The 19,685-nt window shown below is 61.0% G+C and carries 17 protein-coding genes and 2 pseudogenes; 5 read left to right on the top strand and 14 right to left on the bottom strand.

Going from position 1 to position 19,685, the window contains the following annotated elements:
* Window positions 1–114: 114 nt before the first annotated feature.
* Together BBF94_RS14595 and BBF94_RS14590 are read right to left on the bottom strand one after the other, a co-directional pair.
* Complete coding sequence (locus BBF94_RS14595; protein WP_065259697.1) at window positions 115–3,180, bottom strand: efflux RND transporter permease subunit; 3,066 nt, start codon at window positions 3,178–3,180, stop codon at window positions 115–117.
* A 6-nt stretch (window positions 3,181–3,186) separates the two neighbouring features.
* On the bottom strand, window positions 3,187–4,287 hold the full coding sequence (locus BBF94_RS14590) for an efflux RND transporter periplasmic adaptor subunit (protein ID WP_065259696.1): 1,101 nt from the start codon (window positions 4,285–4,287) through the stop codon (window positions 3,187–3,189).
* A 94-nt stretch (window positions 4,288–4,381) separates the two neighbouring features.
* Between BBF94_RS14590 and BBF94_RS14585 the strand changes: the two genes are divergently transcribed.
* Window positions 4,382–5,017 (top strand): TetR/AcrR family transcriptional regulator, encoded by a 636-nt coding sequence (locus BBF94_RS14585; protein WP_065259695.1) that lies wholly within the window; start codon window positions 4,382–4,384, stop codon window positions 5,015–5,017.
* 105 nt (window positions 5,018–5,122) lie between these two features.
* On the opposite strand, the pseudogene BBF94_RS14580 reads toward BBF94_RS14585, so the two are convergent.
* Window positions 5,123–5,904: pseudogene (locus BBF94_RS14580) on the bottom strand (class I SAM-dependent methyltransferase).
* Between the two features lie 92 nt (window positions 5,905–5,996).
* On the opposite strand from BBF94_RS14580, the gene BBF94_RS14575 reads away from it, so the two are divergent.
* A complete protein-coding gene (locus BBF94_RS14575; protein WP_065259694.1) occupies window positions 5,997–6,611 on the top strand; it encodes an energy transducer TonB in 615 nt (204 codons plus the stop codon).
* Between the two features lie 12 nt (window positions 6,612–6,623).
* On the opposite strand, the pseudogene BBF94_RS14570 reads toward BBF94_RS14575, so the two are convergent.
* The 6 genes and pseudogenes from BBF94_RS14570 to ppc form a co-directional block, all read right to left on the bottom strand.
* A pseudogene (locus tag BBF94_RS14570) lies at window positions 6,624–7,459 on the bottom strand (isocitrate lyase/PEP mutase family protein).
* A 32-nt stretch (window positions 7,460–7,491) separates the two neighbouring features.
* Complete coding sequence (locus BBF94_RS14565) at window positions 7,492–8,352, bottom strand: DUF72 domain-containing protein (protein ID WP_065259693.1); 861 nt, start codon at window positions 8,350–8,352, stop codon at window positions 7,492–7,494.
* Window positions 8,352–8,660: a hypothetical protein gene (locus tag BBF94_RS14560; RefSeq protein ID WP_065259692.1), complete on the bottom strand. Its 309-nt coding sequence runs from the start codon at window positions 8,658–8,660 to the stop codon at window positions 8,352–8,354. Before BBF94_RS14560 ends, BBF94_RS14565 begins: the two co-directional genes overlap by 1 nt.
* Window positions 8,661–8,916: 256 nt before the next feature.
* Window positions 8,917–9,591 (bottom strand): tRNA (adenosine(37)-N6)-threonylcarbamoyltransferase complex dimerization subunit type 1 TsaB, encoded by a 675-nt coding sequence (gene tsaB, locus BBF94_RS14555; protein WP_065259691.1) that lies wholly within the window; start codon window positions 9,589–9,591, stop codon window positions 8,917–8,919.
* Between the two features lie 92 nt (window positions 9,592–9,683).
* The gene (gene adk, locus BBF94_RS14550; RefSeq protein WP_065259690.1) at window positions 9,684–10,331 is read right to left on the bottom strand and encodes an adenylate kinase; all 648 of its coding nucleotides are present in this window, start codon (window positions 10,329–10,331) and stop codon (window positions 9,684–9,686) included.
* 300 nt (window positions 10,332–10,631) lie between these two features.
* Entirely contained in the window at window positions 10,632–13,262 is a 2,631-nt protein-coding gene (gene ppc, locus BBF94_RS14545) for a phosphoenolpyruvate carboxylase (RefSeq protein ID WP_065259689.1), read from the bottom strand.
* A 214-nt stretch (window positions 13,263–13,476) separates the two neighbouring features.
* Here ppc and BBF94_RS14540 point away from each other — a divergent pair, with 214 nt between their 5' ends.
* The 3 genes from BBF94_RS14540 (at window position 13,477) to BBF94_RS14530 (ending at window position 15,448) form a co-directional block, all read left to right on the top strand.
* Window positions 13,477–13,821: a pilin assembly protein gene (locus BBF94_RS14540; protein WP_065259688.1), complete on the top strand. Its 345-nt coding sequence runs from the start codon at window positions 13,477–13,479 to the stop codon at window positions 13,819–13,821.
* A gap of 378 nt (window positions 13,822–14,199) precedes the next feature.
* Entirely contained in the window at window positions 14,200–14,604 is a 405-nt protein-coding gene (locus tag BBF94_RS14535; protein ID WP_065259687.1) for a DUF4398 domain-containing protein, read from the top strand.
* A gap of 55 nt (window positions 14,605–14,659) precedes the next feature.
* Window positions 14,660–15,448, top strand: coding sequence for an OmpA family protein (locus tag BBF94_RS14530; protein ID WP_065259686.1), 789 nt, complete (start codon window positions 14,660–14,662; stop codon window positions 15,446–15,448).
* A gap of 65 nt (window positions 15,449–15,513) precedes the next feature.
* Here BBF94_RS14530 and BBF94_RS14525 read toward each other — a convergent pair whose 3' ends face one another.
* From BBF94_RS14525 to BBF94_RS14505, 5 genes are all read right to left on the bottom strand, one after another.
* Window positions 15,514–15,843: a hypothetical protein gene (locus BBF94_RS14525; protein WP_065259685.1), complete on the bottom strand. Its 330-nt coding sequence runs from the start codon at window positions 15,841–15,843 to the stop codon at window positions 15,514–15,516.
* Entirely contained in the window at window positions 15,840–16,745 is a 906-nt protein-coding gene (locus tag BBF94_RS14520) for an alpha/beta hydrolase (protein WP_065259684.1), read from the bottom strand. The genes BBF94_RS14525 and BBF94_RS14520 overlap by 4 nt, the downstream gene beginning before the upstream one ends.
* Window positions 16,746–16,892: 147 nt before the next feature.
* The gene (locus BBF94_RS14515; RefSeq protein ID WP_065259683.1) at window positions 16,893–18,170 is read right to left on the bottom strand and encodes a flavohemoglobin expression-modulating QEGLA motif protein; all 1,278 of its coding nucleotides are present in this window, start codon (window positions 18,168–18,170) and stop codon (window positions 16,893–16,895) included.
* A gap of 33 nt (window positions 18,171–18,203) precedes the next feature.
* Window positions 18,204–18,758: a hypothetical protein gene (locus BBF94_RS14510; RefSeq protein ID WP_065259682.1), complete on the bottom strand. Its 555-nt coding sequence runs from the start codon at window positions 18,756–18,758 to the stop codon at window positions 18,204–18,206.
* Window positions 18,759–18,905: 147 nt separating this feature from the next.
* Window positions 18,906–19,610: a TetR/AcrR family transcriptional regulator gene (locus BBF94_RS14505; RefSeq protein WP_065259698.1), complete on the bottom strand. Its 705-nt coding sequence runs from the start codon at window positions 19,608–19,610 to the stop codon at window positions 18,906–18,908.
* Window positions 19,611–19,685 lie beyond the last annotated feature (75 nt).

Raw genomic sequence — 19,685 nt, 5'->3', positions numbered from 1 at the left:
AAAGGGACTCGCCGTAAGGGCGAAACCGCCAGCCGCAACACCCGCAAAAACGGATATTCATCCAAACCCCAGCAGCCTGGCCGGCCCAAAGGCCGCCACGCTCACCAAACCCAATCAAGCCTCCTTACGCACCCTGAACCAGGCCGCATACAACGCCGGCAAAAACAACAGCGTCAGAGCCGTCGCCACAATCAACCCGCCCATGATCGCCACCGCCATCGGCCCGAAAAACACACTGCGCGACAACGGAATCATCGCCAGCACCGCCGCCAGCGCGGTCAGCACAATCGGCCGGAACCGCCGTACCGTCGCCTCGATAATCGCCTGCCAGGGCTTCAGGCCCGCCGCAATATCCTGCTCGATCTGATCCACCAGAATCACCGAGTTGCGCATGATCATCCCCGACAGCGCAATCGTCCCCAGCATCGCCACGAACCCGAACGGCTGGCGGAATACCAACAGAAACAGCGTCACCCCGATCAACCCCAGCGGCGCCGTCAGGAACACCATCGCCGTACGTGAGAAGCTGCGCAGTTGCACCATCAGCAACGTCAGCACCACGACAATGAACATCGGCACACCGGCATTCACCGATTTCTGGCCGCGCTCGGAGTCTTCCACGGTGCCGCCGACGTCCAGCAGATAACCGTCAGGCAATTCGGCACGGATCGGATCGAGGGTCGGCTGAATCTGCTTCACCAGCGTAGCCGGTTGCTCCTTGCCGTAGATATCGGCCCGCACGGTCACGGTCGGCAAGCGATTGCGGTGCCAGATGATGCCTTCCTCGAAACCGTATTCCAGGGTGGCGATCTGCGACAGCGCAACGCTGCGACCATTGTCGGTCGGCACTGCCAGGCTCGGCAGCAGCGACAGCTCGGTGCGCTCGTGCACGGTGCCGCGCAGGAGGATTTCGATCAGCTCGTTGTCTTCGCGGTACTGGCTGACACTGGAACCGGTCAGCGAACTCTGAAGGAATTTCGCCAGGTTCGCCGTGCTCACCCCCAGCGCCCGGGCGCGGTCCTGATCGATGTTCAGGTACACGACCTTGCTCGGCTCTTCCCAGTCCAGATGCACGTTCACCACGTGCGGATTCTCACGCACCTTGGCTGCGACTTTCCGGGCCAGCGCACGGACTTCCTCGATGTGCTCGCCAGTCACGCGAAACTGCACCGGATAGCCGACCGGTGGTCCGTTCTCCAGCCGCGTGACCCGTGAGCGCAGGGCCGGGAACTGTTCGTTCAAGGTATCGATCAGCCACGTGCGCAGTGCTTCACGCTCCTCGATGGTTTTCGCCAGCACGACGAACTGGGCGAAGCTCGCCGCCGGCAATTGTTGATCCAGCGGCAGGTAGAAACGTGGTGAACCGGTGCCGACGTAGGCCACGTAATTGTCGATGCCGGCGCGGTCCTTGAGCATCGCTTCCAGGCGTTTGACCTCGGCGGTGGTGTTGGACAGCGAAGCGCCTTCCGCCAGTTTGAGATCGACCATCAGTTCCAGGCGGTTGGACGCCGGGAAGAACTGCTGGGGGACAAACTTGAACAGCATCACCGAAGCGACGAACAGTCCCACCGTCAGCACGATCACCGTCTTGCGCCGACGCACGCACCATTCCACCAGCCGTCGGACCCTTTGATAGAACGGCGTGCCATAGGGGTCCGGTTGACCGTCGCCACCGTGTTTGGCCGCATGAATTTTCGCCAGATCCGGCAGCAGCTTTTCCCCGAGGTACGGCACGAACATCACCGCCGCCACCCACGAAGCAAGCAACGCGATGGTGACGACCTGGAAAATCGAGCGGGTGTATTCACCGGTGCCGGACTGGGCAGTGGCAATCGGCAGGAAGCCTGCGGCAGTGATCAGCGTACCGGTAAGCATCGGGAACGCGGTGCTGGTCCAGGCATAACTGGCGGCCTTGATCCGGTCGAAACCCTGTTCCATTTTGATCGCCATCATTTCCACGGCGATGATCGCGTCGTCCACCAGCAAGCCCAGCGCCAGCACCAGCGCCCCGAGAGAAATCTTGTGCAGGCCGATCCCGAGGTAATACATGCAGGCGAAGGTCATCGCCAGCACCAGCGGAATGGTCAGCGCCACCACCATGCCGGTGCGCACACCGAGGGAGAAGAAGCTCACCAGCAGCACAATGGCCAGCGCTTCGACCAGCACCTGGACGAACTCACCGACACCGGTTTTTACCGCCGCCGGCTGATCGGAAACCTTGCGCAGTTGCATCCCGGCCGGCAGGTTTTTCTGGAGGCGAGAGAATTCGCTTTCCAGCGCCTTGCCCAGCACCAGGATGTCGCCGCCGTCCTTCATCGCCACTGCCAGACCAATCGCATCTTCGCCCATGAAGCGCATGCGCGGCGCTGGCGGATCGTTGAAGCCGCGTCGCACATCGGCGACATCGGAGATGCGGAACGTGCGATCGCCGACCCGGATCGGGAAGTTCCTGATCTCGTCGACCGTCTGGAAATTCCCCGAGACCCGCAGTTGCAAGCGTTCGCTGCCGGTTTCGAAGAAGCCGGCAGTGGACACCGCATTCTGTTCTTCCAGCGCCTGTTGAACCGCAGCCAGCGGCAGGCCCAGGGTGGCGAGTTTGACGTTGGACAGCTCGACCCAGATCTTCTCGTCCTGCAGCCCGAGCAAATCGACCTTGCCCACATCCTTGACCCGTTGCAGCTGGATCTGGATGCGATCGGCGTAATCCTTGAGCACGGCGTAGTCGAAACCGTCGCCGGTCAGCGCATAGATATTGCCGAAAGTGGTGCCGAATTCATCGTTGAAGAAGGGGCCCTGAATCCCCGGCGGCAGGGTCTGGCGGATATCGCCGACCTTCTTGCGCACCTGATACCAGAGGTCCGGGATTTCCACCGAATGCATCGAGTCGCGGGCGATGAAAGTGACCTGGGATTCGCCGGGGCGGGAAAACGAAACGATGCGTTCGTACTCGCCGGTTTCCATCAGCTTCTTTTCGATGCGCTCGGTGACCTGACGCGAGACTTCCTGCGCCGTGGCGCCGGGCCAGCGGGTCTGGATGACCATGGCCTTGAAGGTGAACGGCGGGTCTTCGCTCTGACCGAGCTTGTTGTAGGACAACGCGCCGACGATGGCCAGCAGAAGCATCAGGAACAGTACGATCTGGCGATTACGCAACGCCCATTCGGAAAGGTTGAAGCGCATCGGGACTTACTCCTTGTCCGCCAGTTTGACCACACGGTTGGAGCGATCCACGGGACGCACCTGTTGCCCTTCCAGCAGAACATGGACGCCTGCAGCCACGACCCAGTCGCTGGCGTTGAGGCCTTCGAGAACCGGCACGGTTTTCTCGCCGAACGGACCGACGCGCACGGGGGTCTTTTTCAAGGTGTTGTTGGCGCTCACGACCCAGACGTAGGTCGCACCGTTTTCTGCGGTCAGGGCCGAGAGCGGCACCGACAGCGGGATGACGTCAGCGGTTTGCACGAACACCCGGGCGCTCTGGCCGAGTTCGACCGGCGCGTTGCCGGCGGTGAAGGCGATGCGAGCGGCGAAGGTACGGGATTTCGGATCGGCTGCCGGCGACAGTTCACGGATCTTGCCGGCGAAGCGCTGGTTCGGTTGAGTCCAGAGCTCCACAGAAACAGGCTGACCGACCTTGAACCGACCAAAGCTTTGTTCCGGCAGACTGATCGACACTTCGCGTTCGCCGTCGGTCGCCAGGGTAAATACGGTTTGCCCCGCCGCCACGACTTGCCCGACCTCCACCGTACGCCTGGCCACTACTCCGTCCTGGGGCGCGCGCAAAACGGCATAGCTGGCCTGATTGGTCGAGACGTTGAATTCGGCTTTGATCTGTTTGAGGCGCGCCTCACCGGAACGGTAGAGGTTTTCGGCATTGTCATAGGCCGAGCGACTGACCATCTGCCGCTCCATCAGCGTCTTGTAGCGATCACGCTCGGCGCGCACCAGATTGAGGTTGGCTTCGGCGGCAGTGACCTGGGCGCGAGTGGCTTCCAGTTGCAGGCGCACGTCCTGCGGATCGAGCTCGGCCAATGGCTGATCGGCCTTCACCCGCTGACCTTCCTCGACCAGTCGTCGGCTGACTTTACCGCCGATCCGGAACGCCAGATCCGGTTCATACCGGGCGCGAACCTCGCCCGGATAGCTTTCCATTGCCTGCACCGAAGGCTCTGGCTGGACCACCATGGCCGGTCGGACGCTGACTTGCGCGACCTCCTCCTGGCCACATGCCGACAAAAAAACAGCCAGACTGACTGGCAACGCGACAGACAACGCATGGCGGAACATGGTGAAGGACCTTTCGCTAAGGTGGCTTGGAATAATTATACTGGCCGGTATGTTATTAATAGCAAACTCACCAGTCCAGTATTAAAAGCGAAGAATGCCGAACACTCTTTCAGCACCAAACGGCCCAGGCCGCCCGAAGGATCCGGCCAAGCGCCAGGCCATCCTCGAAGCGGCGAAAATCCTGTTTCTGCGTCACGGCTACGCCAACACCAGCATGGACGCGGTGGCTGCCGAGGCCGGCGTGTCGAAGCTGACGGTCTACAGCCATTTCAACGACAAGGAAACGCTGTTTTCCGCCGCCGTCGTGGCCCGATGCGAGGAGCAATTGCCACCGCTGTTCTTCGAATTGCCGGACGGCATCGCGGTGGAAAATGTGTTGCTGAACATTGCCAGAGGCTTCCATCACCTGATCAACAGCGATGAGTCGGTGAACCTGCATCGCCTGATCATGGCCCTGGGCAGTCAGGATCCGAAGCTGTCACTGATTTTCTTCGAGGCCGGCCCCCAGCGCATGCTGCAGGGCATGGAAAGGCTGCTGCGACGGATCGATGAAACCGGCGTGCTGAGCATCGACAACCCGCACAACGCCGCCGAGCACTTCTTCTGCCTGATCAAGGGTGCGGGGAATTTCCGCCTGCTCTATGGCTGCGGTGAACCACTGACCGGCGAGGCAGCAGAAAGCCATGTGCAGGAAGTGGTCGGGCTGTTCATGCGGGCCTACAGGCCCTAGAAATCCGGAGTTTGGGCTGGCCCCTTCGCGAGCAGGCTCGCTCCCACATTTGAAATGCATTCCAATGTGGGAGCGAGCCTGCTCGCGAAGGGCGGTGACTCGGTCTCAGGGTTTGAGCGCTTTCTTCGGGTAGATGTCATAACGACTGGATTTGCCATCCAGCGCATGACTCGGCTTGGGCCCGTCGATGCACGGTGCCTTGCGCGGACGCTTGACCACCACCCGGTGCGAGGCCAGCGCCAGCGCCGCTTCCAGCAGTGCCGGTGCATCCGGATCATCGCCCACCAGCGGGCGGAACAGGCGCATTTCCTTCTTCACCAGGGCGGTTTTCTCACGGTGCGGGAACATCGGGTCGAGATAGATCACCTGCGGTGGTTCACCTTCCCAGTTGCGCATCACGTCGATGGAGTTGCCCTTGAGCAGCTTCATCCGCGCCACGATGGGCGCCACGTCGAAATCTTCCGCCGCCCGGGCCAGGCCATCCTCCAGCAATGCGCCGATCAGCGGCTGACGTTCGATCAGGCTCATCTCGCACCCCAGGCTCGCCAGTACGAACGCATCCTTGCCCAGGCCGGCCGTGGCATCCAGCACCCGTGGACGCACGCCCTGGGCGATGCCCACGGCCTTGGCGATCATCTGCCCGTTGCCGCCACCGTACAACCGGCGATGGGCCGCCCCACCCTCGACGAAGTCCACCCGTACCGGGCCCGCGCATCCGGCCCCAACTGTTGCAGCTGCAAGCCCTGCTCGCCGACCTGCAAGGCAAACTCGCCATCGGCCAGCTGCAACGGCAGATTCAGGCGCTCGGCCCATTGCCCGGCCTGTGCCTCGAACGTCGGGCCGAGTGCTTCGACATGGATGCGGCAGGCCGCGGGTTGCTCAATCATGAAAACACGCTCAAAAAAGTTAAGGATCGGCAAAAACCGCCGATAACCCAATCAACGCGCATTTTGCCAGAGCTGAGCGTCGACCGAAAAAAATGTCAGGCATTCTTCCCACATCGATTGGCTACATTTCGCCCACAGGCGATTTCAGCCGTCATAACACTCAAGCATTGGGCGGCGTCAGTCACCTGTGGCAGGATTTCTTCGCCCAGGCACTGGCCGAACAATCGAGTGATGGGGTGCCGGCCTGCGGTACATTTCCGCCGGTCGATCTGGAAAGCCCTGAAGAACCGACCATCGGCAGCGAACTCCACGCCCACATCATCGACCAGCGCGAATGCAACGTGGTGGACACCCCGGTTCGCCCGCCTGAGCCACTGTTACTGCCGATCGCCGAAATCGACATGGAACTGGCCCAGCCGTACCCTCCGTTCCCGCCGGAGGACATCAAGACTCAGCAAAAGCAGCAGGACTTCGACAGCAGCTGGGTACGCCCGATCGTGATCAACAACGGCCAGCCGCTGCCTGAGCCTGGCCCTGCCCCGCAGAAGAAGCCGCTGTATCTGCCGATTGCCGAGTTCGACCTGGACCTTCTGCAGCCATATCCGCCATTCCCGCCGGAAGAAATCATCGAACAGCAAAAAGCCCTGGACTTCGATAACGGCTGGGTACGCCCGATCGTTCAGCAGAACCTGCGCATCGCTGCCTGATCCCGCCTCACTTCAACCCTTGAAGAATTGATTGGCCCTGGCGTACGGCATCGATCGCGAGGTGAAGTCGAACGTGCCCGACTGCTGGATTTCCTCGGCAGCCCGGAAAAATTCGCCAAACGCCGCCAGTGCCAGCGCCGAGCCGGTGCTGATGCGCTTCACGCCCATGTCTTGCAACTGTTGCACAGTCAATTTAAGGCCACCGGACATCAGCACGTTGACCGGTTTCGGTGCCACTGCATGCACCACGGCCAATACTTCTTCAGCCGTTCTCAACCCCGGTGCGTAGAGCACGTCGGCACCGGCCTCGGCGAACGCCTGCAAACGGCGAATGGTGTCGTTGATATCGGGATGACCGTGCAGGTAGTTTTCCGCGCGGCCGTCAGGATGAAGGGGAACGGCAGCGTGCGCACCGCCGCAACCGCGGCTTCGATCCGCGCCACGGCGTGTTCGAAACAGTAGATCGGCGCATCCGGACGTCCCGTGGCATCTTCGATGGAACCGCCCACCGCACCCGCCTCGGCTGCGCGCAGCAAGCTTTGCGCGGACTCGGTCGGGTCGTCGGCAAAACCGTTTTCCAGATCCACCGCCACCGGCAAGTCCGTGGCCGCGGCAATCGCCCGAACGTTGTCCAGCGTCTGTTCGAGCCCCAACGCACCATCAGGTTTTCCTTGAGAAAACGCATGACCGGCACTGGTGGTCGCCAGCGCCTGGTAACCCAGGCTGGCAAGCATCTTCGCCGAACCTGCATCCCACGGATTGGGGATCACGAAAATCCCGGGACGCGCATGCAGCGCTTTGAAGGCTTCGGCTTTGCGGATTTGTTCTTTTAGGGCTTGGGCGTCCATGGACAGGCTCCTGGGCAGGAAAAAAATCCGCCTCAGAGCAGGTCAAGTTGCTCGGCGGCGGGTTCTCTGTATAGCTCAGGCAGCGATGGCAGGCCAGGCAAACGTTGCATCAGTTGCCCATGGAACCGTTGCGCCAGCTTCGCCGCCAGAATGTTATCGGCGGTGTGCAGGAAGATGTACGGCGTGCGGCCCTCTTCGATCCACTCGGCGATCTTCGCCACCCATGGCACCAGAAACGGATCATTGGCTTCAAGTTCGGGATGGCCGATGAAGCGCACCTGCGGGAATTGGGTGAACGCTGCCGGACGCGTCGGCACGCGGGGCTTTTTCGATTGCGCGTGAATCACCGAAGACTCGGTGGACAGACAACTGAACAACGCACGCGGATCGAGGCAGATGCGTTCGACGCCGCGATCCAGCAACAGGCGATTGAGCAGGCGTTCACTTTCGCCTTTGGCAAAGAACTGTTCATGGCGCACTTCCACCGCCAGCGGTCGATCAAACGCATCGATAAAGGCTGCCAGCTCCGGCAATCGCTGCGGAGTAAAGCTTTTCGACAGTTGCAGCCACAGCGGCGACACGCGCTCGCCGAGAGGAGCAAGTAGCTGGATGAAGCTTTGCGCGGCGGTCAGTTGATCGCGCAGATCACCGCCGTGGCTGATGTCGCCGGGGAATTTGGCGGTGAAACGAAAGTGCTCGGGCATGACTTCGGCCCAACGCTGCACGGTGGCTGGCGACGGACTGGCGTAGAAAGTCGTGTTGCCTTCCACGGCGTTGAACACTTGCGAATACAGGCCGAGGAAATCGGTGGTCCTGGCATCTGCCGGATACAGATACTCGCGCCAGGCGTTTTCACTCCAGGACGGGCATCCGAGGTAGTAAGGCAGATCCATCAGATGTAGAGATCAAGGCCCAGCACGTCCGCTTCCCAATCGACAAAACCGGCGGTGCTCAGGTAGCTGGCCAGGGCCATGGCCACGCTTTTCTTCATCGCACGGTGATAAATCATGTCCTGTTGACGGGCGGGCAGGTTGCTCAGGCGTTGCGCGGCGGATTTGGCAGCACGGGCGGCCAGTTGCGCCTCGGAGGGGAATTCCAGTTCACCTTCGATATCGTCGACGGACTCATCCAGCGCCGGATTGCCTTTGCGAGGCTTGCGCTTGATGGGATAGGAATGAGTGGAAACGCCGTCTATACGCATAACGTCATGCTCGGTATCGATGATGGCAATTTAGCGGCACCTGACCGACTTAGCAAATCGCCGAGTGATAACTAGAACACATAAAAGGCAAAAGGTTTAAAGCGCGGGGTTGGAAACGGACGATTGGCAGCGTTCAGTCATAACGCCGCACCTTGTGGGAGCGAGCCTGCTCGCGAAGAGGCCGGCACATTCAACATCAATTTACGCTGACACGATGCCCTCGCGAGCAGGCTCACTCCCAGCGGGTCGGGGTGAATCAGCGGGCTTTCGGCGTGGCGACCTTATCGCGCAGATAAACCGGCTGGGCGTCGTCCGCCGCAATCGACTCGCCACGTTCCCAGGCGAACCGGGCCAGGGTCAGCAGGTCTTCGGCATGGGGCAGCATGCTTGCGTCGGTACCGCTCGCCGTAACAGCCAGGCGTTCGCCATAGCCCCAACCGGTGCCCGCACCGAACCAGTCGCCGGCAGCATCACCCGGCAGTGCGACGGTTTCCGGCGGCAACACCGCCTCGGTACCGACCAGACGCATCTCTCCCGCCGTCTCGCGATAGCAGCCCCAATACACTTCATCCATTCGTGCATCGATGGCCGCCGCAACCTGTTTCACACCGTGCTCGCGATAAGCACGTTGCGCCAGCACCGCCAGGTTCGATACCGGCAACACCGGACGATCCAGGGCAAACGCCAGGCCTTGCACCACGCCGATGGCGATGCGCACACCGGTGAACGCGCCCGGGCCACGACCGAAGGCGATCGCGTCCACTGCCTGCAAGGTGGTGCCGGCGTCCGCCAGCAGTTGCTGGATCATCGGCAGCAGTTTCTGCGCGTGCAGGCGCGGAATCACCTCGTAATGGCTCGTGACCTTGCCGTCATGCAGCAAGGCAACGGAGCAAGCTTCAGTCGCGGTGTCCAGGGCCAGCAAGGTGCTCATCGATGTGTCCGTAAATCAGGTGGGGAAAAGTGCGCCAGTATAAACAACTACGGCCCGCAAGCGGGCGTGGATGATGCAGCGGATCAGGTTTTTCAGCTAAGCGCTTCAAGCACCTTGGCGGTGATCGCTTCAACCGAACCGACACCCGGGATGTGGCTGTACTTCGGCTTGCCGTTGGCGGCCGACAGCTTCTGGTAGAAATCCACCAGCGGCTTGGTCTGCGAGTGGTAGACCGACAGGCGATGACGCACGGTTTCTTCGGTATCGTCCTTGCGCTGCACCAGCTCTTCACCGGTGATGTCGTCCTTGCCGGCAATTTTCGGCGGGTTGTAGACGATGTGATACACGCGGCCGCTGGCCTCGTGAACGCGACGTCCAGCGATACGCTGAACGATTTCTTCGTCTTCAACGGCGATTTCAACCACGGCATCCAGCTCGACACCGGCTGCCACCAGCGCTTCAGCCTGAGGAATGGTGCGCGGGAAACCGTCGAACAGGAAACCCTTGGCGCAGTCAGCCTGGGCGATGCGGTCCTTTACCAGTGCGATGATCAGGTCATCCGACACCAGGCCGCCGGCATCCATGATGCCCTTGGCCTTGATGCCCAGTTCGGTGCCGGCCTTGACCGCGGCACGCAGCATGTCGCCGGTGGAGATTTGCGGAATGCCGAATTTCTCGGTGATGAACTTAGCCTGAGTACCTTTACCGGCCCCGGGAGCTCCCAGCAGAATGACGCGCATTAGATGTGCTCCTCAATTTTTTTATAAAAAGCTTTTGCAAAACAACGGATTCGCCTCATGGGGCGAAATCCTGGAAATAGGGTCGTGACCGCTCAAACGGCCAGAGGCTGACCAAGATACACAGCAGGCTGCCCCCACACAAGACGCCAAAAGTCGGAGAAACCGGCGTCTGCCGCGACCTTGCGACGCGGTTCCCCAAGTCGCAACCCCGTCATTAACTGTCGCTTGCCCGCATTTTTCCCACACTCGATAAACGGCCCCCGACGCGAACGCCGGGTGCCTCGTCCCCCGCAGAAAACCTTAGCCGGTATTTCGCAAACCGGCGGCAATCCCCGCCACAGACACCAGCAACGCCTGTTCTACCGGGCTGTCCTGCTCAACGTTCGGCTGCCGCGAACGGGCCAGCAATTCAGCCTGCAATAGATGCAGCGGGTCGAGATAGGTGTTGCGCAGGCGGATGAACTCCAGGGTGTCCGGGCTATGTGCCAGCAGTTGCGACTGACCGGTCAGGCCGAGGACCACGGCACATGCCTGCGACAATAGGTCGCGTAAGTGCTCACCCAAAGGCAACAAGTCCGACTCGACCAATCGCTCATCGTAGGACAAAGCAATGTCGGCATCGGCCTTGGCCAGCACCATTTCCAGCATGTCGATGCGGGTGCGGAAGAACGGCCACTGCTCGCGCATCTGTCCCAGCAGTTCGCCTTCACCGCGCTCCAGCGCCTTGCTCAGTGCGGTTTCCCAACCGAGCCAGGCCGGCAGCATCAGGCGTGTCTGGGTCCAGCCGAAGATCCACGGAATCGCCCGCAGACTTTCGATGCCACCGGCGCGGCGCTTGGCCGGACGACTGCCCAGCGGCAGACGCCCCAGTTCCTGCTCCGGCGTCGACTGGCGGAAATACTCGACGAACTGAGGATTTTCCCGCACCACGGCGCGGTAGGCGGCGACACCGTCGGCGGCCAGTTCATCCATCAGATGCCGCCATTGCGGCGTCGGTGGCGGCGGTGGCAGCAGGGTCGCTTCGAGCACGGCAGCCAGATAGAGATTGAGGTTTTGCTCGGCGATGTCCGGCAAGCCGAATTTGAAGCGGATCATTTCACCCTGTTCGGTGGTGCGGAAACGTCCGGCTACCGAGCCCGGCGGCTGCGACAGGATTGCCGCGTGAGCCGGGCCACCGCCACGGCCCACGGTGCCACCGCGACCGTGGAACAACAGCAGTTCGACCTGCTGCTCGCGACAGATCTCCACCAGCCGCTCCTGTGCCCGATATTGCGCCCACGCTGCGGCGGTGGTGCCGGCATCCTTGGCCGAGTCGGAATAACCGATCATCACTTCCTGCGGGCCTTGCAGGCGTGCGCGGTAGCCCGGCAGCAGCAACAGGCGCTCGATCACCGGACCGGCGTTATCGAGGTCGGCAAGAGTTTCAAACAACGGCACCACACGCATCGGTCGCAATACGCCGGACTCTTTCAGCAGCAATTGCACCGCCAGCACATCAGAGGCGGCGCCGGCCATGGAGATCACGTAGGAGCCCAGCGACGCACCCGGTGCGGCGGCGATTTCCTTGCAGGTGGCGAGCACTTCGGCGGTGTCGGCCGAAGGCTTGAAATACGCCGGCAGCAGCGGCCTGCGGTTTTGCAGTTCGCGGCTCAGGAAGCTGATGCGCTGCTCTTCGTCCCAATCCTCATAACGCCCGAGGCCGAGGTAATCGGTGATTTCGGTCATCGCTGCACTGTGGCGCGACGCGTCCTGACGCACATCCAGACGCACCAGGAACAGCCCGAACGTGACGGCCCGACGCAGGCAGTCGAGCAGCGGGCCGTCGGCGATCACGCCCATGCCGCACTCGTGCAGCGAGTGGTAGCACAGTTCCAGCGGATCGAGCAGGTCGCGATTGTTGTGCAGCACATCAGCCGGTGCCGGGGTAGTTGCGGACAATGAGGCATGGGCCCAGTTGCGCGTAGCACGCAGGCGTTCACGCAATTGCTTGAGCACTGCGCGATAGGGTTCGGCGCTGTCACCGGCCTGGGCCTTGAGCGCCTCGCTGGCCTGCTGCATCGACAGTTCGGCTGCCAGGTGATCGACATCCCGCAAATACAGATCCGCCGCCATCCAGCGCGCCAGCAATAGCACTTCGCGGGTCACGGCTGCGGTAACGTTCGGGTTGCCGTCACGGTCGCCCCCCATCCAAGAGGCGAAGCGGATCGGCGCCGCTTCAAGCGGTAAACGCAGGCCAGTGGCGGCGAACAGCGCCTGATCGGCCTTGCGCATGTGGTTGGGAATCGCCTGCCACAGCGAATGCTCGATCACCGCAAACCCCCACTTGGCCTCATCTACCGGAGTCGGGCGGGTGCGGCGGATCTCTTCGGTGTGCCAGGCTTCGGCGATCAGCCGTTGCAGGGTGCTGTGGATCTGCTCGCGCTCGGTGCTGGTCAAGTCGCGGTGATCCTGCGCCGCCAGTTGCGCGGCTATCGCGTCGTACTTCTGGATCAGCGTGCGCCGGGCCACTTCGGTCGGGTGCGCGGTCAGCACCAGCTCGATTTCCAGCCGTGACAATTGCCGGGCGAGTGAGTCGGCGCTGTGCCCTTCTTGACGCAGGCGGGCGAGCAGTTCCGGCAGCACGCGGGATTCGAACGGCGCAGCCTGCGACTCTTCGCGGCGATGGATGAGCTGGTACTGCTCGGCGATGTTCGCCAGGTTGAGAAACTGGTTGAACGCCCGCGCCACCGGCAGCAGTTCGTCCTCGCTCAATTGATTGAGGCTGGCGCTGAGTTCGGCGTCCATCGAGCCACGGCGGTCGGCCTTGGCGCCCTTGCGAATCTGCTCGATCTTGTCGAGAAACGCCTCGCCGTACTGGTCACGGATGGTGTTGCCCAACAGCTCACCGAGCAGGTGAACGTCTTCGCGCAAGCGTGCATCAATATCGGTCATCGGCATCTCTCCAGCAGTAATCGGTAACGGATCGCAAGTGAGTGGATGGGCAGAGAGTGCCGCTCCGGGACGCTTCTTACAAGCAGACGACGAAGGGACTTTAAACCTTGTTCCTTGAAGCTAGTCTCAACAGTAAGCCCCACAACGGCTTGCCGCCGGCTGACGGCGGACACTCACCCAGACCTGCCACGAGCAGGTACGACATGAGGTCATCATGAAAATCCGTGAACTCGCCCAGCATTGGGAAGAAACCGCCAAGGGTCGCCTGACCGACACCGGCTACACGATTCATCTGGATGTGGAAGCTGCCGCACGCCTGGCGGCAATCGCCGAGATGTACCCCAAACGCCATGCCGAAGAACTGCTCGGCGAACTGATCGGCGCGGCGCTTGAAGAGTTCGAAGCGAGCCTGCCGTATGTGAAAGGCTCGACCGTGGTCGCTACCGATGAAGAAGGTGATCCGCTGTACGAAGATGTCGGTCCGACACCGCGTTTTCTCGCGCTTTCGAGAAGGCATTTGCAAGACCTCTGCGCTGCTGCCGGCAAACAAAAACACTGACACCAATGAGATCAAAACTGTGGGAGCGAGCCTGCTCGCGAAAGCGGGGCATCAGTCGACATTGATAGTGACTGTGCCACCGGATTCGCGAGCAGGCTCGCTCCCACATTGACTTTACTCCTGCCTGCAAACAGGTGTGTTTATGGCATTTGAAACACCCGCGCGTATCCCTCAGCACCGCCAAAGTTCCCGCTTTAGAGCTTTGCCCGTTCGGTCAGATTTTTTTTGGGCGATGAGCCATCTTTTCTGAACTTTTGAAAAATGCCTTCGGTCGGAACAGGTAACCAAGCCTGGAACGAGCGTTTCAAAACGCACTTGCACATGACGGTTGCGGCTCCGCTACCAGGATGGATTTCGAAGCTTCCAAGGAGTTAACCAATGGAGTTGAAGACCATGAAGACCCAAACCTCGTTCTCTCACCTGCGCGGTCTGAAACTGGCCGCCCTGGCCATCGGTACCAGCTTCGTGCTGGCCGGCTGCGCCGGCAATCCTCCGACCGAGCAGTACGCCGTGACTCAATCGGCGGTCAACAGCGCGGTCAGCGCCGGTGGTACCGAGTTCGCCGCCGTGGAAATGAAGCAGGCGCAGGACAAGCTCAAGCAAGCCGAAATCGCCATGCACGACAAGAAGTATGACGAAGCCCGCACGCTCGCCGAGCAAGCCGAGTGGGACGCCCGCGTTGCCGAACGCAAGGCTCAGGCGATGAAAGCCGAGCAGGCGCTGAAGGATTCCCAGAAAGGTGTTCAGGAACTGCGTCAGGAAAGTCAGCGCACCGTGCAGTAAGCGCGCATCCCGACCGCAAGGCTGAATCTCTTATCGATAGAAAGGACGAACGATTATGCGTAAACAACTGATGATCCCCGCTCTCCTGGCCGCAAGCGTTGCCTTGGCTGCCTGCTCCACGCCGCCCAACCCGAACCTGGAACAGGCCCGCACCAACTATGCCGGCCTGCAGGCCAACCCACAGGCGAGCAAGGTGGCGGCACTGGAAACCAAGGACGCCAGCGATTACCTGGACAAGGCTGACAAAGCCTATCTGGACAAGGAAAAAGCATCCAAGGTCGACCAGCTGGCCTACCTGACCAACCAGCGCGTGGAAGTGGCCAAGCAGACCATCGCCCTGCGCACCGCTGAAAACAACCTGAAGAACGCCGCCGCCCAACGTGCCCAGGCTCGTCTGGATGCCCGCGATCAACAGATCAAGCAACTGCAGGACAGCCTCAACGCCAAGCAGACCGATCGCGGTACGCTGGTGACTTTCGGTGACGTGCTGTTCGCCACCAACAAGGCCGACCTGAAATCCAGCGGTCTGGTGAACATCAACAAACTGGCGCAATTCCTCCAGCAAAACCCGGATCGCAAAGTGATCGTCGAGGGTTATACCGATAGCACCGGTTCGGCGAACTACAACCAGTCGCTGTCCGAGCGTCGCGCCACTTCCGTACAGGTCGCACTGATCAAGATGGGCGTCGATCCGTCGCGCATCGTGACTCAGGGTTATGGCAAGGAATACCCGGTGGCGGATAACGGCAGCGTCTCGGGCCGTGCGATGAACCGTCGGGTGGAAGTGACCATTTCCAACGACAACCAGCCGGTGATGCCACGTTCGGCTGTCAGCTCGAACTAAGCTTCACGCGTTAACGAAAAAGCCCCGCCTGATTTGATCAGGCGGGGCTTTTGTTTGTCGCAGGTTTACTCTTCCAGCTTCTGCGGCGTCTCCTGCCCCATGCAACGCACGGCCTTTTTCTGGCTGTTGACCAGCACCCCGGTCAGGCCTTTCTGTTCGGTGTCGAACAGCACCAGCACGCCATCGATGCATTGCGCCACTTGCGGCGCCGGGGTCAGCGAGACTTTGTAGTCTTCGCCGGGAATGGTCTTGAGCATGGTGAATTCGTTGAGCAGCAACGCATCCTCGGGTTTGGCGAAATGCAAGTAGCCGTAGTACCACAGGGCGCCGACGGTGCCGAGGATGCTGCAGATACCGGTGATGATCAGCGGGATGGCGTTGCGTTCTTCAGTCATTGCGGACTCTCGTTTTCAGAATTCGGGGGTTGCGGGTAATTCGGGACTTCGCCGAGGCGGCGCAGGCCGTTGAAATGCTCGGGGTCGTCGAGGTAGCGCAGCATGACCTGGCGCCACACCGGGTCGCCAAAGGTCTGCACATGCCCTCCGCGAGTCAATTGCAGGACCCGGGGTGGCGGCGCAGCCTGATACAGGCGAATGCCGTTGGAAAGCGGCACCAGCGGATCGTCGATGCTGTGGAAGATCAGTTTCGGTACGCCTTTGAGCCGCGGCATCGAATGGATTGCGCTATCGCTGTCCGGTACCAGCCACGACAGCGGCACCTGGAAGGGCCAGGTCATCCACGATGTGCTGAGGGCATATTGGCCAACGCTGCGGTAACTGGCCGGGACCCCGTCGAGCACGAAAGCCTTGAGCTGTTTTTGCCTGTCCGGATGTTGCACCAGCCAATGCACGGCCATCGAGCCGCCCAGACTCTGGCCGAGCAGGATCAACGGCTTGCCTTTGACTTCCGGCGCCTGATCCAGCCAGGCAAACGCGGCGTCAATGTCCTGATAGATCGCCGGCAGGCTCGGTTTGCCCTCGGACAGGCCGTAACCGCGATAGTCCACCAGCAGCACCTGATAGCCGTTTTTCGGCAACCACCAGCTCCCGCCCAGGTGCATCGGCAGGTTGCCGCCATTACCGTGCAAGTGCAGCACCGTGCCCTTGACCTCGACACCGGGCCTGGCCGGCAGCCACCAGGCGTTCAACTTGAGGCCGTCGGCGGTGGTCAAGGTGACGGTGCGGTATTCGAGCTTCGCCCTTTCCGGGGTGAATATCTGGCCTGGCTCGGGGTAGAACAGCAAAGAGCTGCAACCGCCAAGGGTCAGGAGCAGGCAAAGGATGCCGAGGATTCTCATCCGGTGAAACCTCGCGAAAACAGGGTGGGAATGCATTCCAATGTGGGAGCGAGCTTGCTCGCGAATGCTATCTAACATTCAACTCACGCGTTACCTGACACACCGCCTTCGCGAGCAAGCTCGCTCCCACAAAGAACATCATCAAGTTCAGAGAATATTCGAGTAGTCCGCCTCGATCCGGTCCAGGCTCAAGTGGTTGAGGAAGTTGGAGAAGCACATCCACGCCGACAACGCATTCATGTCACGGAACTGATCCGGCAGATACTTCGGCGGCACCACCAGGCCTTCATCCACCAATTGCCGCAGGGTTCGCATGTCCTCCAGCGTGGTCTTGCCGCAGAACAACAGCGGAATCTGCTCGAGCTTGCCCTTGCGCACGGCCAACTGAATGTAGTTGTAAACCATGATGAAGCCCTTGAGGTAGGACAAGTCTTTGGTGAATGGCAGACCGGTCGGCGTCGATCCACGGAAAACCCGACTGGCGTTGCCGTAACTTTCTGCCATCTCGAAGCCCTGTTCACGGAAGAACTCGAAGACCTGCAAGAAGTCCGCGCCCTCCTCGACCATGTGAATGGCGCGGGTGCGATTGGTCAGTTTGCGCAGGCGGCTCGGATAGGAAGCGAACGTGATGATTTCCATCAGGATCGCCAGGCCTTCCTGGGTCACCGTCGACGAGGGCGGCCCCTTGGACAGGAAGGTGCAGATCGGCTGATTCAGGCCGTTGAGCGTGGTACCGACATGCACCAGTCCTTCGTGGACTTCCAGCGCACGCACGTCGCGGTCGTTGAACATCGCGTCGGTGCGGATCTTGATGTAGTCGGCGCCCGCCGCCGCATCGGCGACGATGCCGTCGGACTCGAATACCCGGATGGTTTCCTCGGCCTCGCCGAACACCTTGTTCAACCGGGTTTGCAGCAAGTGCACGGCATCCTTGGCAGTGAGCGTCTTCGGTTCGTCCTTCAGGTCGCCGCGGCCATCAATGTTATTCAGATAGTCCGACATCATCAGGCCAAGGTCGGCCAGCGTCGGGTCACCGGCATGGAATGCATCGGATGCAGCGCCGTACAGTTCCTGGGAAATCAGGCCGAAATCCTCGGTGCCACGCGCTTCGAGCATGCGCACTACCATGCGGTACTCCTTGCACATGCGCCGCATGATCTGGCCGACCGGGTTGAACTGACCGAGCTGGCGGGTGATATCCCGTTCGATGTTCTGGAATTCCAGCTTGACCTTGCTCGAATCGAAGGTCAGCGGCCGGTTGAGGTAATAGTCCCGATCCACCGCCGGCATTTCCTTGCCCTTGGCCTTCAGGAACCCCTTGCGGATGTTCTCGTCCCACTTGACCGCATCGAGCACGCGGATCGGCGTCTGCGCCAGCACAATGCGATCGGACAGCGTGCGTATCGTCTGCTGGTAATCGTCCACCCGAAACTCCTGTAGAAAACGTGACGAACTGAATTATTTGGCTTTGGCCTGATGCTGGTAGCGCGCCGCTTCGACGAATACGTCGGAGTTGGCCGGATCGTCGAGGTAAGCAAAGACCTTTTCCAGCGCGCTGTCGACCAGCACACCGTCACCGTCATCGGTCTGGAACCCTTGCCCGTCGAGGCTTTTCTGCGCGATGGCCTGGTTGATCTGTTCGAGGTCGAGGTTGTAGATCACCAGTTCGCGCTTGTCGGTGATCTCGAAACCGGCGATGGTGAAGTGCCCGCCATACTGCGCCGGCACCTTTGCCGACAGGTACCAGCGGTCGCCATGGCGCGACACGGTGAAGGGGTAGGCTTCACGCTCCCGAGGCCGCGCCTTGAACCAGGTCACCGCCTGATAGCGGTCATTGCCCAGGCGTGTCAGCTCGAGATTCATCGGTTCGCCCCAGGCATTGGTGCTCGCCCATTGCCCGAGCAGCCCTTTGGGCGCCGGCTCACGGGCGGGCAACGGCTCCTTGAAGGTCACCAGACAACCGCTGAGCAGCAGGAACGACAGCGCGATCAATGCGCCACGCCAGGCTTTCATTCGACACTCCCTATGAATACACGGCCCTGAAAATCGCCATGATCCCTTGTGGGAGCGAGCCTGCTCGCGAAAGCGGGGTGTCAGGCAACAAAGATGTTGAATGTCAGACCGCATTCGCGAGCAGGCTCGCTCCCACAGGGTGTGGTGTTACACCGACGCGAGTACCAGGTGCATATAGCGCGTCAGAATGCCGAGCATGTCCTCTTCGGCCAAAGGCTCGGCGTCGTTGAGCAGGCCCTGATATTCCATCCGTCCGATAATCGCCGTCAACACCTTGGCGTCCTGCTTCGGCTCGCGCGAGCCCAGCACCTGGAACAACTGGCAGGTTCCCTGCAACAGAATCTGCTGGTGGGAACGCACCAGCTCCGCCAGTCGCGGGTTGAGCAGTGCCTCCTGGCGGAAAGCCTGTTCAGCCATCAAATGCTCCCGGCGATTGACCAGTTGCCGATGCACGTAGTCGGCCATCAACCGGGCGATATCGTCCGCCAGCTGAGAACGCGATTCCGGGCTGCCGTCGCCGCTGACCACCATCTCACGCAGCAGGCCTTCGTTGTTGATCCACAGCTTGGCCATGTAGGCCGCACTGCGTTCGACGTACTGGGCGAAGGTATCGGTGAGCAGGTCATCGATATCCTTGAAGTAATAAGTGGTGGCCGACAACGGCACGCCAGCCTCGGCCGCCACCGCACGATGGCGCACGGCACGCACGCCATCGCGCACGACAATGCGCATCGCCGCATCGAGAATGTCCTGGCGACGCTGCTCGCTGCCCTGTCGGCTGGCCTTGCGACCCTGGTACTGAACACTTTCAGCGACCGCAGTGGCGATACCCGCTGCACCTTCTTGAGCCATTGCACCGATCACGACAGGCATACCTCTGTTGTTTTGTTCAAAATTAACCATTTGATACGTTTGTACCAGACAGGC

It is taken from the genome of Pseudomonas bananamidigenes (genome assembly GCF_001679645.1).
Lineage (GTDB): Bacteria > Pseudomonadota > Gammaproteobacteria > Pseudomonadales > Pseudomonadaceae > Aquipseudomonas > Aquipseudomonas bananamidigenes.
This window is presented reverse-complemented; position numbering and strand designations above follow the sequence as displayed.

Excerpts from the sequence above, each read along its gene's own strand:
- BBF94_RS14540 (WP_065259688.1), top strand. The coding sequence starts at position 13,477 with ATGAAAATCCGTGAACTCGCCCAGCATTGGGAAGAAACCGCCAAGGGT.
- adk (WP_065259690.1), bottom strand. The coding sequence starts at position 10,331 with ATGCGCGTCATTCTGCTGGGAGCTCCCGGGGCCGGTAAAGGTACTCAG.
- BBF94_RS14595 (WP_065259697.1), bottom strand. The coding sequence starts at position 3,180 with ATGCGCTTCAACCTTTCCGAATGGGCGTTGCGTAATCGCCAGATCGTA.
- BBF94_RS14535 (WP_065259687.1), top strand. The coding sequence starts at position 14,200 with ATGGAGTTGAAGACCATGAAGACCCAAACCTCGTTCTCTCACCTGCGC.
- BBF94_RS14590 (WP_065259696.1), bottom strand. The coding sequence starts at position 4,287 with ATGTTCCGCCATGCGTTGTCTGTCGCGTTGCCAGTCAGTCTGGCTGTT.
- BBF94_RS14565 (WP_065259693.1), bottom strand. The coding sequence starts at position 8,352 with ATGGATCTGCCTTACTACCTCGGATGCCCGTCCTGGAGTGAAAACGCC.
- BBF94_RS14530 (WP_065259686.1), top strand. The coding sequence starts at position 14,660 with ATGCGTAAACAACTGATGATCCCCGCTCTCCTGGCCGCAAGCGTTGCC.
- BBF94_RS14505 (WP_065259698.1), bottom strand. The coding sequence starts at position 19,610 with ATGGCTCAAGAAGGTGCAGCGGGTATCGCCACTGCGGTCGCTGAAAGT.
- BBF94_RS14560 (WP_065259692.1), bottom strand. The coding sequence starts at position 8,660 with ATGCGTATAGACGGCGTTTCCACTCATTCCTATCCCATCAAGCGCAAG.
- tsaB (WP_065259691.1), bottom strand. The coding sequence starts at position 9,591 with ATGAGCACCTTGCTGGCCCTGGACACCGCGACTGAAGCTTGCTCCGTT.
- BBF94_RS14520 (WP_065259684.1), bottom strand. The coding sequence starts at position 16,745 with ATGAGAATCCTCGGCATCCTTTGCCTGCTCCTGACCCTTGGCGGTTGC.
- BBF94_RS14585 (WP_065259695.1), top strand. The coding sequence starts at position 4,382 with ATGCCGAACACTCTTTCAGCACCAAACGGCCCAGGCCGCCCGAAGGAT.
- BBF94_RS14510 (WP_065259682.1), bottom strand. The coding sequence starts at position 18,758 with ATGAAAGCCTGGCGTGGCGCATTGATCGCGCTGTCGTTCCTGCTGCTC.
- BBF94_RS14575 (WP_065259694.1), top strand. The coding sequence starts at position 5,997 with ATGTCAGGCATTCTTCCCACATCGATTGGCTACATTTCGCCCACAGGC.
- ppc (WP_065259689.1), bottom strand. The coding sequence starts at position 13,262 with ATGACCGATATTGATGCACGCTTGCGCGAAGACGTTCACCTGCTCGGT.
- BBF94_RS14525 (WP_065259685.1), bottom strand. The coding sequence starts at position 15,843 with ATGACTGAAGAACGCAACGCCATCCCGCTGATCATCACCGGTATCTGC.